This window comes from Sphingomonas sp. (assembly GCF_965200135.1).
Classification (GTDB): Bacteria; Pseudomonadota; Alphaproteobacteria; order Sphingomonadales; family Sphingomonadaceae; genus Sphingomonas.
Window position 1 is genome coordinate 204,241 of sequence record NZ_CBDATK010000006.1, and the last position, 15,168, is coordinate 219,408.

At 69.7% G+C, this 15,168-nt stretch carries 12 protein-coding genes; 4 read left to right on the plus strand and 8 right to left on the minus strand.

All coding sequences use genetic code 11. The features are described 5' to 3' along the window. Nucleotides 1-20 precede the first annotated feature (20 nt). The 7 genes from ACOFKS_RS05615 to ACOFKS_RS05645 form a co-directional block, all read right to left on the minus strand. Entirely contained in the window at nucleotides 21-992 is a 972-nt protein-coding gene (locus ACOFKS_RS05615) for an SDR family oxidoreductase (RefSeq protein ID WP_419808260.1), read from the minus strand. A 10-nt stretch (nucleotides 993-1,002) separates the two neighbouring features. After that, entirely contained in the window at nucleotides 1,003-1,419 is a 417-nt protein-coding gene (locus tag ACOFKS_RS05620; protein WP_419808261.1) for a cupin domain-containing protein, read from the minus strand. A 131-nt stretch (nucleotides 1,420-1,550) separates the two neighbouring features. After that, nucleotides 1,551-3,080, minus strand: a complete 1,530-nt coding sequence (locus ACOFKS_RS05625; RefSeq protein WP_419808262.1) for a sulfate adenylyltransferase subunit 1 — start codon at nucleotides 3,078-3,080, stop codon at nucleotides 1,551-1,553. Continuing rightward, nucleotides 3,080-3,973 carry a sulfate adenylyltransferase subunit CysD gene (gene cysD / locus ACOFKS_RS05630; protein WP_419808263.1) on the minus strand — a complete coding sequence of 298 codons (894 nt, stop codon included), beginning with the start codon at nucleotides 3,971-3,973 and terminating at the stop codon, nucleotides 3,080-3,082. The genes ACOFKS_RS05625 and cysD overlap by 1 nt, the downstream gene beginning before the upstream one ends. Then, nucleotides 3,970-4,629, minus strand: coding sequence for a phosphoadenylyl-sulfate reductase (locus tag ACOFKS_RS05635; RefSeq protein WP_419808264.1), 660 nt, complete (start codon nucleotides 4,627-4,629; stop codon nucleotides 3,970-3,972). Before ACOFKS_RS05635 ends, cysD begins: the two co-directional genes overlap by 4 nt. Nucleotides 4,630-4,710: 81 nt before the next feature. After that, nucleotides 4,711-7,122 (minus strand): TonB-dependent receptor, encoded by a 2,412-nt coding sequence (locus tag ACOFKS_RS05640; protein ID WP_419808265.1) that lies wholly within the window; start codon nucleotides 7,120-7,122, stop codon nucleotides 4,711-4,713. 221 nt (nucleotides 7,123-7,343) lie between these two features. Next, nucleotides 7,344-8,471, minus strand: coding sequence for a zinc-binding dehydrogenase (locus ACOFKS_RS05645; protein ID WP_419808266.1), 1,128 nt, complete (start codon nucleotides 8,469-8,471; stop codon nucleotides 7,344-7,346). 116 nt (nucleotides 8,472-8,587) lie between these two features. On the opposite strand from ACOFKS_RS05645, the gene ACOFKS_RS05650 reads away from it, so the two are divergent. Next, a complete protein-coding gene (locus tag ACOFKS_RS05650; protein ID WP_419808267.1) occupies nucleotides 8,588-9,931 on the plus strand; it encodes a dipeptidase in 1,344 nt (447 codons plus the stop codon). Nucleotides 9,932-10,056: 125 nt separating this feature from the next. Here ACOFKS_RS05650 and ACOFKS_RS05655 read toward each other — a convergent pair whose 3' ends face one another. Next, entirely contained in the window at nucleotides 10,057-10,725 is a 669-nt protein-coding gene (locus ACOFKS_RS05655) for a helix-turn-helix domain-containing protein (RefSeq protein WP_419808268.1), read from the minus strand. Between the two features lie 86 nt (nucleotides 10,726-10,811). Here ACOFKS_RS05655 and ACOFKS_RS05660 point away from each other — a divergent pair, with 86 nt between their 5' ends. From ACOFKS_RS05660 to ACOFKS_RS05670, 3 genes are read left to right on the plus strand one after another with little or no spacing between them, the layout of a single operon-like run. Further along, nucleotides 10,812-12,863 (plus strand): serine hydrolase domain-containing protein, encoded by a 2,052-nt coding sequence (locus tag ACOFKS_RS05660; protein WP_419808269.1) that lies wholly within the window; start codon nucleotides 10,812-10,814, stop codon nucleotides 12,861-12,863. Continuing rightward, on the plus strand, nucleotides 12,863-13,873 hold the full coding sequence (locus ACOFKS_RS05665; protein WP_419808270.1) for a dipeptide epimerase: 1,011 nt from the start codon (nucleotides 12,863-12,865) through the stop codon (nucleotides 13,871-13,873). Before ACOFKS_RS05660 ends, ACOFKS_RS05665 begins: the two co-directional genes overlap by 1 nt. Continuing rightward, nucleotides 13,870-15,165: a peptide MFS transporter gene (locus ACOFKS_RS05670; RefSeq protein WP_419808271.1), complete on the plus strand. Its 1,296-nt coding sequence runs from the start codon at nucleotides 13,870-13,872 to the stop codon at nucleotides 15,163-15,165. Before ACOFKS_RS05665 ends, ACOFKS_RS05670 begins: the two co-directional genes overlap by 4 nt. The last annotated feature ends 3 nt before the right edge of the window (nucleotides 15,166-15,168 follow it).

Below are 15,168 nucleotides of genomic sequence, written 5' to 3' on the forward strand. Positions count from 1 at the left end.
GCGGTACTGTCCAGCCCGCCTCAGGCGTCTCGCCGCCGCGCGAGCACGAACAGCCCCGCCGCGATGCCGGCCACCGCCGCGCCGCCGATCGCCAGCGTGGCGGTGCGACGCTGGTCCGGGCGGATGCGGTCGCCCGAGGGGCCGGGCGCACCCTGCCCCGCCGCGAACAGCACACCGTCGGTGGCCGGCGCGGGCGCGGCGTGGGCGAACCAGCTGTCCATGAAGCCGTTCATCGCCGCCGCACCGAGGTTGGGCACGAAGAACTGCGCCAGCTTCATCGCCAGCGCCGGCGCGCCGACCACCGTCGTGTCGCGCGGATGGTCGGCGAGGCGGACCACCGCCTTGGCCACCGTCTCGGGCGTCAGCGCGCCGACCGGCAGCCCCAGCGCACCGCCCGCATGGTTGCCGGCATGGTCGATGCCCGGCGTGTCGACGAAGGTCGGGTAGACGTCGCAGATGTGGATACGCGCGATCTTGCTCATTTCGCCGCGCAGCGCCTGCGAAAAGCCGCGTAGCCCGAACTTGCTCGCCGCATAGGCCGCCGCCCACGGCGTCGCGACGAAGCCGCCGACCGAGATCATGTTGACCCAGATGCCGTGCCCCTGCGCGAGGAAGATCGGCAGCAGCGCGTGCGCCTCCGTCATGTGCCCGACCAGGTTGGCGTCGATCACGCGCTTGTGATCTGCCATCGGCACGTCGACGAAGCGGCCGACGACGCCCACACCGACGTCGGAGAACCACAGGTCGATGCCGCCGAGCACGCCGTTCGCCTCCTGCACGAGGCGCGCGACCGCATCCGCATCGGTAACGTCGCAGGTGACGACATGCGCCTGCCCACCGGCGGCACGGCAGCGGGCGGCGGTGTCCTCCAGCCCCTCCACGCCGCGGGCAGCGAGCACCAGCCGCGCGCCCTTGGCGGCAAAGGCGATCGCGGTCGCCGCGCCGATGCCGCTGGAGGCACCGGAGACGACGATGCGTTTGACCTGGCTCATCGGAAAAGCCTCATCCGGTGACGGCGTCCTTGACCGCCTCGGCCGCCTTGGCCAGCCAGCCCTTCTCGGCCTCTTCCGCATCCGCCTTGGTGCGCGCGGCAATGCCGTGCGGCTCGGCGGGTGGGGCGTAGACGGAGAACAGCTTCAGCGGCTCGCTACCCTTGTTGACGATGTTGTGCTCGGCCCCTTGCGGGATGACGATCATGTGGTTGGCCGACACGGTCGACTTCGCGCCGTCGACGATCGCCTGGCCGGTGCCGGCGACGAAGAAGGTGGTCTGATCGGCGCGGTGCTTCTCCATCCCGATCTCCTCGCCGGGCTGCAGGCTCATCAGCACCACCTGCACGCGCTTGTCGAGGAACACCTCCTTCTGAAAGAAGTCGTTCTCGCCCGCGAGCTTGACCATGTCCTTGTTGAAGAAACTCATCCGCGTGCCTCCTGGGGTTCGGGAGGCATAACGGTGGTGGGGGCAAGTGTTTCCTCCGCTCCCGTTACCTCGGTGTTCGCCGCCGCAGAACAAGCGGGACCCCGGCTCAGAGCCGGGGTGACGGATGGAGGCTAGATCACCCAATCCTGCGGTGCGGTCAGCGTGTCGTCGGGACGGAACGGCGTGCCGATCGCGGTCGGCGCGCCGATCGCCAGCACCGGCGTCGCGCCCGCGCGTTCCAGCAGGCGGACCAGCGCGCCCAGCGCCGCCTCGTCGCCGCGCGGCAGCTTGAGGTCGGCGAGCGTCACGTCGTCGATCAGCGCCGGGCGGCGACCGGCCGCGTCCAGTTCCTCCATCAGCGCGCGTGCGGTCGGCGCGCGGGCCTCCGTATCGGCCTCGACGCGATAGGCGGTGGCGACCGCGGGGTCGGCGCCGCCGGTGGCGCGGACCAGCCCGGCGGCGACGGTCGCCTGCGTCGCGGGATCGATCAGGATGAAGCCGCCGAGCGCGGTGTTGCGGTCGAACGGCGCGACCGCCAGCGCGGCGTCGAAACCGACCGTGACGGTGGCGATGTCGTTCGCCGCGATGACGCGGGCGGGGCCGTGCGCGCCCGTCTCCGGCTCGAACACGTCGCGGACGCTGGCGACGCGCGCGCCGACGGTGCGGTGGCCGAGCTTGAGCAGATAGCGCGCGCCCGGCACCAGTGCCTGTTCGCCGAACCACACGAGATCGGCGGTGACCTTGTCGGCGGCGACGATCGCCGAGCCCTCCGCGACGAGCACGTCGCCGCGCGCGCAATCGACCTCTTCGGCAAGACGGACGCTGACCGCCTGACCGCTGCCGGCGCTGTCGCCGGCGAGGAACGAGGCGAGGTGTGCGCGCTGGCCGCCGGGAAGCACGCGCACGGCGTCGCCGGCGCGCGCGGTGCCGCTGGCGACCGTGCCCTGCAACCAGCGGCCGCGCTGGCCGACGCGCAGCACCGACTGGACCGGCATGACGAAGCCGTCGTCGCCGTCGCGGCGGACGTCCGCCTCCTCCAGCACGTCGAGCAAGGTCGGGCCGGCATACCAGCCGGTCCGCGCGCTGCGCTCGACGACGTTGTCGCCATGCTTGGCGGCGAGCGGGATCGCCTCGAATTGCTCGATGCCGATGGTGGCGGCGAAGGCGCGGTAATCGGCGACGATCGCGGCGAAGCGGTCGGCGGAGAACCCGACCAGGTCGAGCTTGTTGACCGCGAGCACGACGTGGGTCAGCCCCAGCAGCCGCACGACGCGGCTGTGGCGGCGCGTCTGGCGGGTGATGCCCTGCGTCGCGTCGATCAGGATGATCGCGAGGTCGGCGTTGGACGCGCCGGTCACCATGTTACGCGTATATTGCTCGTGGCCGGGCGTATCGACGACGATGAACTTGCGCGCGGGCGTCGCGAAATAGCGATAGGCGACGTCGATCGTGATGCCCTGCTCGCGCTCCGCCTCCAGCCCGTCGAACAGCCCGGCGAAGTCGTCGTCGACCGGCCGCTGGTCCGCATACAGCCCCGCGGCGTCGTGGATCAGCCGGCCGAGCAGCGTCGACTTGCCGTCATCGACCGATCCGCAGGCGAGGACGCGCAGCATCGGCCGCGAGGTAGCGGCGACGAGCGCGGGTGCGAGCAGCGTCGCCATCAGAAATACCCCTGCGCCTTCTTGCGCTCCATGCTGGCGGACTGATCGTGATCGACGGCGCGGCCAGCGCGTTCGGATTCGGTCGCGCTCAGCGTCTCCGCGATGACCTTGTCGAGCGTGTCGGCGCGGCTGTCGCTGGCGCCGGTGAGCGGATAGCAGCCGAGCGTACGGAAGCGGACGGAGCGCGTCTGCGGCACCTCGCCGGGCAACAGCGGCATCCGGGCGTCGTCGACGACGATCAGCATGCCGTTGCGCTCGACGACCGGGCGCTCGGCGGCGAGATACAGCGGCACGATCGGAATGTGCTCGCGCGCGATGTAGGACCAGATGTCCGCCTCGGTCCAGTTGGACAGCGGGAAGACGCGCAGCGACTCGCCCGGCCGCAGCCGCGTGTTGTAGAGGTCCCACAGCTCGGGCCGCTGGCGGCGCGGGTCCCAGCGGTGGCCGGCGGCGCGGACGCTCATCACGCGCTCCTTGGCGCGCGCGCGCTCCTCGTCGCGCCGCGCGCCGCCGAACGCCGCGTCCCACCCGCCCGCGTCGAGCGCGTTCTTCAGCCCCTGCGTCAGCATCGCGTCGACATAGGCGGGGACCGGCACGTCGAACGGGTTGACCGTCTTCGCCGCTTCGCCCTCGTGGTGTACGATCAGGTCGAGGTCGAGCCGCGCCGCCTCCAGGTCGCGATGGCGGATCAGGTCTTGGAAGTCCCAGCCCGACGCGATGTGGAGGCACGGGAACGGGATGCGGCCGGGCGCGAACGCCTTAAGCGCGAGGTGGAGCAGGACGGCGGAATCCTTGCCGACCGAATAGAGCAGCACCGGGTTCTCCAGCTCCGCGACGACCTCGCGGAAGATGAAGATGCTTTCGGCTTCGAGCTGGTCGAGATGGTCGCTCATGCGGGAGCCTTCACATGCAGGCCGCACTCGCGGACGTCGCCTTGCTCCCACCACCAGCGCCCGGCGCGCTCGTCCTCGCCCGGCTTGATCGCGCGGGTGCAGGGCTCGCAGCCGATCGAGGGATAGCCGCGTGCGTGCAGCGGGCTGATCGGCACGTCGTGCGCCGCGCAATAGTCCGCGACCGCCTCACGCGACCAGGCGGCGAGCGGCGACGCCTTCCACAACAGGTGCGACTCGTCCCACGCCAGGTCCGCCGGCGGCGCTGCGCCGCGTGCGCCGCGCAGCCCGGTGACCCAGCCCGTCGCGCCGGCCAGCGCGCGGCGCAACGGCTCGACCTTGCGAATGTCGCAGCAGGCGAGGCGCGCCGCCTTGCTGTCGTACATGCCGAACTCGCCGTCGGCCGCGACCAGCGCGGTGAGCGCGGCGGGCTGCGGCGCATAGGCGGCGACCGTCAGGCCGTAGCGCGCCTCGGTCGCCGTCCACAGCGCGTGGGTGGCGGCGAACAGGCGGCCGGTGTCGAGCGTGACGATCTCCACCGGCAGCGCGGCGGTGGCGATCGCGTGGGTGATCGCCTGATCCTCCAGCCCGAAGCTGGTGGTGAACACCCAGCGGCCGGGCGTGGACGCGATCAGTCGCTGGATGTCGTCGGCAAGCATGACGCGGAGATAGGATGGTGCTGCGGCGCGGCGAACCGAGGAATGCTATGCGCGGGGGAAGGTGAGCTACGCTCTCCCTTCTCAGAACGACGCCGACAGCGTCACGCCATAGGTCCGGGGATCGCCCGGCTGACCGACTATCAGCCCAGTGCTGCCCGACTGCGTCGCCAGCACCTCGTAATAGTCCTGATCGAAGGCATTGCGGAGCCAGCCATAGACGTTCCACCGCCCCTGCTTGGCACCCAACCGGAAGTTCGCCAGCGAATAGCCGTCGATATAGGTATAGGCGGACGGCGACGGATTGGCGGAAAAGCGCGAGCGGTAGCTGCCGTCATAGCCGACATACAGCTGTCCGCTGCCCACCGGCAGGTTGTATTCCGCGCCCCACGACAGCGCGTATTTCGACACGCCCGGCAGCACCTGACCCGAGATGTCGCAGGCGAGCGGGCTCAGCCCCGGCGTCCCCGCCGCCGCGGGCGTCGCGCCGTTCAGCGCCGGGTTGCCGCCCGACAATTCGGGCGGGCACGGCGCGTTGCGGAAGCGGACGTATTTCGCATCGGTGTAGGCGGCGTTAAAATAGGCGTTGACGTTGGCGGTCGGCCGAAACGCGCTGTCGAGTTCGACCCCCGCCGTGCGAATGCGTCCGGCATTGGCGAGGTAGCCGCGGATCACCGTCAGCTGGCCGTTGTTCACCGTCGCCTGATAATCGTCGATGCCGGTGTAGAAGACCGCCAGATTGGCGGTGACGCGACGGTCGAGGAACTGCGTCTTTAGCCCGAGTTCGAGATGGTCGACCTTTTCCGGCCGCACCGTCTGCGCCGACAGGTCGACGCCGCTGTTGGCGGCATTGAGCGGCAGCCCCGACAGGTTGATGCCGCCCGACTTGTAGCTGCGCGCATAGGTCGCATAGCCATGGACGTCGTCGCTGATGTCGTAGGCGACGGTCAGGTCGCCCGACAGGTTCCAGTTGTCGAACGCCGGCGCATAGCTTTGCGGGGCGAGCACGCCGAGCTGGTCGGCGGTCAGCGCGGTGTTCGTGCCGTTGGTGACGGTAGAGACATAGCTGCCCTGCTTCTTGTCGTAATTGAGCCGCAGGCCGGGCGAAATCGTCAGCCGCTCGCTGCCATGCCACGTCAGCTTGCCGAACGCGGCCGCCGAGGTGTTGGTGAAGCCGATCGTGTTGCGGCTGGTGAGGCCGTTCAGCGTCGCCGGATCGCGACCGCCCGCGCTGGTCGGGTTGAGCAGGGACGCGCTCGCCGCCGGCCCCTGCACCTGTAGCCCCTGCGTATCGATCGTCTGGCGGAAGTAGAACAGCCCCGCGACGTAATCGACCGTGCGCTCGCCGTTGGACGACAGGCGCAACTCCTGGCTGACCTGCCGCTGCTGCGACGGGTTGGCGGAGACGGTGGTGATCGGCAGCCCGATGAAGTCGCGGTCGTTCGACGGGTCCCAGTTCCAGAACCGCCACGCACTGACCGACGTCACCGTCGCCCCGCCCAGATCCCAGTTGGCGAGCAGCGCCGCGCCGCCCAGCTCCTGCTTCGCGCGCAGGTCGGTATCGACGTCGGTCACCCGGTCGAACGCATTGGTCGATGGCACCGCATAGCCCTGCGCCGCCGCCAGCGCGGCATATTGCCGGTTGAGCGGGCGCTGCGTCGCGCCGGTGCGGACATAATATTGCACGCAGCAATTGGGGTTCTGGCGGTTGTAATCGCCCGACAGCGTCAGGTCGACGTTCGGCGCCGCCTGCCACAGCAGCCGGCCGCGAAAGGACTGGTTATCCTGCGCGTTCTGCCACTCGCGCTGGCGGGTATTGTAGACCGTGCCGCGCCGTGTCGTGACCGAGGTCGACAGCCGGATCGCCAGCTTGTCGTCGATCAGCGGCCCGGACACCGACGCCTTGCCCTGGAAGAAATCGTAGTTGCCGATCGTCAGCTCCGCGCGCGCCTCCGGCTCGAACGACGGCGCGCGGGTGTAGATGTTGATCGCGCCCGCCGTGGTGTTCTTGCCGTACAGCGTGCCCTGCGGGCCGCGCAGCACCTCGATCCGGTCGGTGTCGGTGAAGTCGAAGGTCGCGGACGCGATGCGGCTGTAATAGACCTGGTCGACATAGATGCCGACGCCCTGTTCGATGCCGTCGTTGGTCAGTCCGAACGGCGCGCCGAGGCCGCGGATGTTGGCCGCCGAATTGCGCGGGTTGGTGGAATAGAACTGGAGCGTCGGCTGGATCTGGGTCAGCCGGGTGACGTTGTAGGTGCCCGTTGCCGCCAGCGCCGCGCCGCCGACGACGGAGATCGCGATCGGCACGCGCTGCGCCGATTCGTTGCGGCGGCGCGCGGTGACGACGACGTCGCCGCCGGGATTGGCGAGGACCGGGCCGGTGGCCTCGGGAAGCTGCTCCTGCGTTTGCCCTTGAGGACCGGCGGTCTGGTCGGGCGGGGTCGCTGTGCCCGCGATCTGGCCGGCGAGAACGAGCGCGAGCGTCAACGACATGGAAATCCCCCGACTGAATGGAGCCTAACATCCAGTGTTCCAGTGGGCGTTCAATGTCGCTTCGTATTGGCGGCGGTGAAGTTCTGCTTTGGAGGGCAGGGGCACTACACCGACCCAATTACGTCACCCCGGCCCGGAGCCGGAATCCCGCTGCCTTCTTCGGCGTGGAAGAAGCGGGACCCCGGATCAAGTTCCGGGGTGACGGAGATGTAGACGGAGACTTAGAGCGTCGGATCGATCAGGAATTTCTCGCCCGTCGCCTTGCGCTGATAGGCACGCACCGTGTCCGAATCGAGCGCTTCGGCCAGGCTGATCGTCTTAGTATAACGGCTCGCGAAAGTGGTGGTCAGCTCGTCCGCGACGCGCTGACGCAGGCGGGCGCCGGTGTCGCGCCCGGCCTTGACCAGGAACGGCGTCAGCAGCCAGCCGCCGAGCGCCCAGGAAAAGCCGACCCACCGGTCCAGCACCGTCGGCGACAGGTCCAGCCCGCCATAGATATAGACCTGCTTGAACGTGTCGGAGCCATAGCGCGAATAGGTCGCGGCGTTGCGGCTGGCGGCGGTCTCCATCGCCTGAAGGATGCGCGCCGCCTGATTGCCGCCGCCGATCGCGTCGAAGGCGAGCGTCGCGCCCGTTTCCGCGATGGCGTCGGTCAGGCGATCCTGGAAGTCGGGCGTGGAGCTGTCGACGATGTGGGTCGCACCCTGCTCGCGCAGGATCGCGGCCTGCGCCTCGCTGCGGACGACGCAGATCAGCGGCACGCCGTCCATCAGGCAGATGCGGTTGAGCATCTGGCCGAGGTTGGACGCGGCGGCGGTGTGGACGATCGCCTTGTGCCCCTCCGCCTTCATCGTCTCGACGAAGGCGAGCGCGGTCAGCGGGTTGACGAACATCGACGCGCCGTCCGCCGCGCTGGCGCCTTCGGGCAGCGGCATGACGTCGGCGGCGCGCAGCTTGCGGAGGCGGGTATACATGCCGCCGCCCATCATGCCGACGCGCTTGCCGATCATCGCCTCCGCGCCGGGGCCGGCCGCGATCACGGTGCCGCCGCCCTCGTTGCCGACCGGCATCGATTCGTCGAGGCGGCTCTTCACGCCCGCCATCGCGCGCGGCGGGATCGCGGCGGACAGCGTCGGCCGGTCGGCGGTGCCGCCGGTCTCCAGCGTCGCCATGTCGGCCGGGCCGAGCAGCAGGCCGAGGTCGGACGGGTTGATCGGCGTCGCCTCCACCCTGACGACGATCTCGCCGTCGCCCGGCGCGGCGACGGGGACGTCCACCAAGGCCAGTTCCAGGCGGCCGGCGCCGGTCGCGGTGGACCGCAGCTCCAGCGTGGTCAGGTCGTCGCTCATGCTTCTCTCCTCTTATGGTTTTGACCGCTGATAAAGGTTGCGACGTGAAACGCGAGGGGGTTGGTTGACCGTTGCGCCCGCCCGCTTCACACCCGCGCCCAAACAGGGAGAAGAAGATGCGGCAGGCGATCGGGCGGCGGGCGATCGGGCGGTACGCGATCGGCGGGGGCGGACTGGCCCTGGCGTTCGCGTCGGTGGCGTCGGCGCAGGACGGGGCGCCACGGCGCGCGGCCCCGGATTATGCGGTGCGCGTGGCGCGGGTGCTCAAGGCGACGCCGCTGATCGACGGGCACAACGACTGGCCCGAGGCGCTGCGCGAACAGGAGGGCGAGCGTCGCTGGACGGTGGACCTGCGCCAGGGGCTGGGCGCGCGGGCGGAGCCGTACAACACCGACATCGCGCGGCTGCGGACGGGCGGGGTCGGCGGACAGTTCTGGTCGGTGTGGGTCGACGCGAGCCTGCCCGGACCCGAGCAGGTCAAGCAGACGCTGGAGCAGATCGACCTCGTCCGCGCCTTCGTCGCGCGCTATCCCGATACCTTCGCGATGGCGCGCACTGCCGCCGACGTGCGGCGAATCCACAAGAACGGCCGGATCGCGTCGCTGATCGGGGTGGAGGGCGGCGGCCAGATCGACGGCAGCCTGTCGGTGCTGCGCCAGTATCACGAGCTGGGCGCGGGTTACCTGACGCTGACGCATGTGCTCACCCTGCCCTGGGCCGACTCGGCGACCGACAACCCGCAGCATGACGGGCTGACCCCGTTCGGCGAGACGGTGGTGCGCGAGCTTAACCGGCTGGGGATGCTGGTCGACCTCAGCCATGTCAGCGAGGCGACGATGCTGGACGCGCTGCGCGTCACCCGTGCGCCGGTGATCTTCTCGCATTCCGGCGCGCGCGCAGTCGACGACCACCCGCGCAACGTGTCGGACGCGGTGCTGAAGCTGGTGGCGGCGAACGGCGGGATCGTGATGGTCAATTTCGCCGAGAACTACGTCTCCAACGCCTATCGCACCTGGTCGAACGATCGCGGCGCGGAGCGGACGCGCCTGAACGCGCCGCCCTATGGCGGCTTATATGTCGGCCAGCCCGACAAGGCCGCCGCCGCGCTGGCGGAGTGGGTGCGCGCGCACCCCGCGCCGCGCGTGACGCTGGGTGAGGTCGCCGATCATATCGAGCATATCGCGAAGGTGGCGGGCGTCGATCACGTCGGCATCGGCAGCGACTTCGACGGCGTCGGCAACGCCCTGCCGGAGGGGCTGAGCGGGGTCGACACCTATCCGGCGCTGCTCGCCGAGCTGATGCGGCGCGGGTGGAGCGACGCCGAAGTCGCGAAGCTGGCGGGCGGCAACATGCTGCGCGTGATGGTGCGCGCGGAAGCCGTGGCGGACGGGTTGAAGGACGAGGCGCCGAACAACGCGGAGCTGCCGGTCGCCACGCCGGCGGCGCCGCGCGCGGGGTAAAGGGCCGGACGACGTCACGTTGCCCCGTTCGTGCTGAGCGAAGTCGAAGCACAGGCGAGTCTCATGCCCTTCGACTTCGCTCAGGGCGAACGGCGAGAGGTGGATCAGCGTAACGGCGTCATGTTCTAAAGCGCGGGCATCGCCGCCGAACGCAATCGCTGTTCCTCGTGGATGTCGAGCAGCGAGCGCATCAGCTCGTCGTCGCCGCTCGCCATCACGCCCAGGATCTCCGCCTCGTCGCAGCCGTCGGCGACCAAATAGGCGTGGCCCATCGTCGAATCGATGTACATCGACTGGCCGGTGTCGAGCGTGACGGGGTCGTAGAACTCGGTGTGGACCACCACCCGGCCGCTCACGACGAAGAAATATTCCTCACCGGCGTGGCGCACCAGCGGCCCGAACTGATCCAGCGTGCGGGCGCGGACCTTGGCGAGCACCGGGATCATACGCTTCCGCCGCAGCTCGGTGCAAAGATACAGATAGTCGTAGTTCGGCGTCTCGACCCGCACCGAATGCGCAAGGTCGCCGATGCTGCGCCGCGCGGTGACCGGCGCCTCGCCTTCGTCGCCGTCCTCCGCGAACAGTTCGCTCATCCGCATCCCCAATCGGCGGCTGAGTTGCTGGAGCTTGTCGTAGGTCAGCGTCAGCCGATCGTGCTCGACCTTGGACAGCGTCGAGACGGGGATGCCGCTGCGCGCGCTCATCTCCTTGAGCGTCCAGCCGTTGCGCGCCCGCAGACCACGCAACAGCAGGCCCAGCGTCGGCGCGGCACTGGAAGACACTGGGGACGGCACTGGCAAGCTCCCGGTTGACCGCGTTTCCAATTGGGATAACAGTGTCCCAATCCGATAACGATACTTCACGAGTCTATCGGGCGGCGATGACGGGGGCAATGACCTCCGCGGCACAGGGAAAGCGGCTGATGCGGTTCTGGACCTCCTTCGCACTCGGGCTGGCGGCGCTCGCTGGGGCCGCGGCCCCCGCCCGGCAGGTCGCGCCGCTGACCCCGACCGTGGTCAACCAGACCGCCGCGCCCGCGCCGACCCCGGTGGTGGCACCGCAGCAGGCGGGCGACCACGCGCTGACCGCGCCCGACCTCAACGCCTGGCTCGACGGCTACATGCCGTACGCCCTCCACGCCGGCGACATCGCAGGCGCGGTCGTGGTGGTGGTCAAGGACGGACAGGTCCTGTCGGCGCGCGGCTATGGCTGGGCCGACATCGCCCGCCATCGGCCGGTCGATCCCTATCGTACCCTGTTCCGCCCCGGCTCCGTGTCGAAACTGGTCACCTGGACCGCGGTGATGCAGCAGGTGGAGGCGGGCAAGATCGACCTCGACGCGGACGTCAACGGCTATCTCGATTTCCGCATCCCCGCCTATGACGGCAAGCCGATCACGATGCGCCAGATCATGACGCACACCGCCGGCTTCGAGGAGCAGGCCAAGTACCTCATCACCAACGATTCGGCGCACATCCTGTCGCTGGAGGCGTTCCTGAAGCGCTGGACGCCGCATCGCATCTATGCGCCCGGCACCACGCCGGCCTATTCCAACTGGGCGACGACGCTGGCGGGCTATATCGTCCAGCGCGTGTCGGGGATGCCGTTCGACGACTATGTCGAACAGCGCATCTTCGCGCCGCTAGGGATGCGCTATTCGACGTTCCGCCAGCCGCTGCCCACAGCACTCGCGCCGTATATGGCGGTCGGCTATCCGCGCGCGTCGGAAAAGGCCGAGCCGTTCGAGAACGTGACCCCCTTCCCCGCCGGATCGCTGTCGTCGTCGGGCGTCGACATGGCGCGCTTCATGATCGCGCATCTGCAGAACGGACGCGGCATCCTGAAGCCCGAGACCGCGGCGATGATGCACGACAGCCCGCTGGATCGGGTGAACCCCGTCTCGCTGGTGCCGCCGCTCAACCGTATGGAGCTTGGCTTCTTCGAGACCAACATCAACGGTCGCGAGGTGATCGGCCATCTGGGCGACCTGTCGAACTTCCACACCTCGTTCCACATGTTCACCGCCGACGGCGTCGGGCTGTACGTGTCGTTCAACAGCGCCGGCAAGGAGGGCTCCGCCCACACCGTCCGCAACGCGCTGTTCTTCGATTTCGCCGACCGCTATTTCCCCTCGACCGAACGCGACGGGCGGGTCGATGCGAAGACCGCCGCCGCGCACGCGCAGGCGATGACCGGGCTGTGGCAGAACAGCCGCCGCAGCGCGTCCAGCTTTCTGGCGCTGGTCTCGTTCCTCGGCGAGACGGCCGTCACCACCGGCAAGGACGGCGAGCTCGTCATCGACAGCCTGAAGGGACCCGGCGGCGGCGTGCGGCATTGGGTCGAGATCGCGCCGTGGCTGTGGCGGGCGACCGACGGGCACGATCGGCTCGCGGCACAGGTCGTAAACGGCCGCGTCGTGCGCTGGAGCTTCGACGGCATCTCGCCGTTCATGATGTTCGATCGCGTGCCCGCCGGTGTCGCGTCGAGCTGGCTCAAGCCGTTGCTCTACCTCTCGATCGCGGTGATGCTGTTGACCTTCCTCTACTGGCCGGCGGGTGCCTTCATCCGGCGTCGCTACAAGGCGCCGCTCGCGGTCGAAGGACCCGCGCGCCGGGCGTATCGCGCGACCCGCGTCATGGCGGGGCTGGAGGTGCTGCTGGTCGTCGCGTGGCTGGGCATGGTGACGTGGCTGTTCGGGGACCTCAGCAACCTGTCGGACGCGACGGACCTGCCGGTGATGCTGATCCAGATCGCCACCGCGATCATCACCGTCGGCACGGTCGCGATCGCGGCCTGGAACGTCCGGCTGACCTGGCGCGACGGGCGGCGCTGGACACGCAAGCTGTGGAGCGTGCTGGTGCTGCTGGCGGCGCTGGTCGGGCTGTATTTCGCGATCACGTTCAATCTGATGGCGATGACGGTCCACTACTGATGGCGCCTCTGCGTATGGACGTCGCGGCCGAGACGTTGCGGCTCGCGGAGCCGTTCCGCATCGCGGGGCACGTGTTTGAGACCGCGGAGGTGCTGACCGTCGCGCTCGACGATGGCACGCATCGCGGGCTCGGCGAGGGTGGCGGGGTCTATTATCTGAGCGACGACCTCGCGCACATGCAGGGCGAGCTGGCGCGGGTGCGCGACGCCATCGAGGCGGGGCCGACGCGCGAGGAACTGCGCGTCATCCTGCCGCCGGGCGGTGCGCGCAACGCGGTCGATGCGGCGCTGTGGGACCTGGAGGCGAAGCGTGCCGGACAAGCGGTGTGGCGGCTCGCCGGCGTGCCCGAGCCGCGGCCGATCGTCACCACCTTCACCGTCGGCGCCGGCGACCCCGCCGCGATGGCGGCGAAGGCGGCGAGCTACACCGGCGCGCGGTCGATCAAGGTCAAGCTGACCGGCGACCTCGATCTGGACCTCGACCGCATTGCAGCGGTGCGCGCGGCGCGGCCGGACGTGTGGCTGGGCGTCGACGGCAATCAGGGGTTCACGCGCGCCGATCTGCCGCGCCTGATCGACGGACTGGTCGCGGCGGGCGTGGCGCTGCTCGAACAGCCGCTGCCGCGCGGGCGGGAAGCGGAACTTGAGGGCCTCGGCTCGCCGATCCCGATCGCGGGCGACGAGAGCCAGCTGTCGCTCGCCGACGTGGCGGGCGCGGTCGGGCGGTTCGACGTCGTCAACATCAAGCTCGACAAGTGCGGCGGGCTGACCGAGGGGCTGCTGATGGCGGCCGAGGCGCGCGCGCGTGGCCTGGGCGTGATGGTCGGCACGATGGTGGGGACCAGCCTCGCGACCGCGCCGGGCTTCGTGCTGGGGCAGGTCGCCGATCTGGTCGACCTCGACGGCCCGACCTTCCTCGCCGCCGACCGCAGCCCGAGCGTCACCTATCGCGACGGCCTGCTCTTCGCCGGGCCGGAGGTGTGGGGCGCGCCCGAGCCCGTCCTCGCATGACGATGCCTGCGGGCGCGCAGCCCAGCTGGTTCGGGCAGCCGCGCGGGCTGACGGTGCTGTTCCTCACCAACATGTGGGAGCAGTTCTCCTATTACGGCATGCGCGCGATCCTGGTCTATTACATGACCAAGGAGCTGCTGTTCTCTCAGGAGCGGTCGTCGCTGATCTATGGCGCCTATACCGCCACCGCCTATTTCACGCCGATCGTCGGCGGGCTGATCGCCGACCGCTATCTGGGCAAGCGGCGCGCGATCGTGATCGGCGGGTCGATCATGGCGGCCGGGCATTTCATGATGACCTTCGAACCGCTGTTCTTCCCGGCGCTCGCCACCATCGCACTCGGCAACGGGCTGTTCCTGCCGAGCCTGCCGAGCCAGATCGACGACCTGTACGAGCCGGGCGATCCGCGCGTCGGCTGGGCGTACAACGTCTATTATGTCGGCGTGAACGTCGGCGGCTTCCTGGCGCCGCTGATCTGCGGCGCGCTGGGCGAGGCCTATGGCTGGCATTGGGGGTTCGGCGCGGCGGGGATCGGCATGTGCGCCGGCCTGGGATTCTATCTGTGGGGACAGCGCTATCTGCCCGCCGCCGTGCGCCATCCGCGCGTCGAGCGCGGCACGCCGCCGCGCGGGCGGTTCGACCGGCGCACGATCACCCTCCTGGTCGGCATCTTCGCCGCCGTGGCGGTCTTTCGCGGCGCCTACGAGCAGATCGGCAACACCGTCGCGCTGTGGGCGGACACCGGCGTCGACAAGCAGGTCGGCGCGCGCGCGATCCCGATGAGCTGGTTCATTTCGCTCAACCCGCTGTTCGTGATGGCGATGACCCCGTTCCTGCTCGCCTGGTGGCGTCGCCGCGCCGAGGCAGGGCGGCCGGAGGCGCCGGCGCGGCGGATGGCGACCGGCGCGCTGATCGTCGGCGCCTCGTTCCTGCTGCTGGCCGTGCTCGCGGCGACGCATGGCGACCGGCCGACCGCATGGCCGTGGTTCGTGCTGTTCTTCGCGGTGCTGACGCTGGGCGAGCTGTTCATCCTGCCGACCGGGCTGGGGCTGTTCGCGCGCGCGGCACCGGCGGGCATGGGCGCGACGACGGTGGCCGCCTGGTATCTGGCGACCTTCGCCGGCAGCCTGTTCGCCGGCGTGGTCGGCACGCTGTGGTCGAGTATGGACCACGCCGTCTTCTTCACGCTGCTGGCGGTGATCGCGGCGGCGGCGGCGGCCGGTCTGCGCGGGTGTGATGCCCTGGAGCAACAGGTTCGCCACACGCGAAATTCCGGCGCGCAATCGGCTTGACGA

What these genes read in the sequence shown, in the direction of transcription:
- ACOFKS_RS05615 (WP_419808260.1), bottom strand. Translation starts at nt 992, where the DNA reads ATGAGCCAGGTCAAACGCATCGTCGTCTCCGGTGCCTCCAGCGGCATC.
- ACOFKS_RS05620 (WP_419808261.1), bottom strand. Translation starts at nt 1,419, where the DNA reads ATGAGTTTCTTCAACAAGGACATGGTCAAGCTCGCGGGCGAGAACGAC.
- ACOFKS_RS05625 (WP_419808262.1), bottom strand. Translation starts at nt 3,080, where the DNA reads ATGGCGACGCTGCTCGCACCCGCGCTCGTCGCCGCTACCTCGCGGCCG.
- cysD (WP_419808263.1), bottom strand. Translation starts at nt 3,973, where the DNA reads ATGAGCGACCATCTCGACCAGCTCGAAGCCGAAAGCATCTTCATCTTC.
- ACOFKS_RS05635 (WP_419808264.1), bottom strand. Translation starts at nt 4,629, where the DNA reads ATGCTTGCCGACGACATCCAGCGACTGATCGCGTCCACGCCCGGCCGC.
- ACOFKS_RS05640 (WP_419808265.1), bottom strand. Translation starts at nt 7,122, where the DNA reads ATGTCGTTGACGCTCGCGCTCGTTCTCGCCGGCCAGATCGCGGGCACA.
- ACOFKS_RS05645 (WP_419808266.1), bottom strand. Translation starts at nt 8,471, where the DNA reads ATGAGCGACGACCTGACCACGCTGGAGCTGCGGTCCACCGCGACCGGC.
- ACOFKS_RS05650 (WP_419808267.1), top strand. Translation starts at nt 8,588, where the DNA reads ATGCGGCAGGCGATCGGGCGGCGGGCGATCGGGCGGTACGCGATCGGC.
- ACOFKS_RS05660 (WP_419808269.1), top strand. Translation starts at nt 10,812, where the DNA reads ATGACGGGGGCAATGACCTCCGCGGCACAGGGAAAGCGGCTGATGCGG.
- ACOFKS_RS05665 (WP_419808270.1), top strand. Translation starts at nt 12,863, where the DNA reads ATGGCGCCTCTGCGTATGGACGTCGCGGCCGAGACGTTGCGGCTCGCG.
- ACOFKS_RS05670 (WP_419808271.1), top strand. Translation starts at nt 13,870, where the DNA reads ATGACGATGCCTGCGGGCGCGCAGCCCAGCTGGTTCGGGCAGCCGCGC.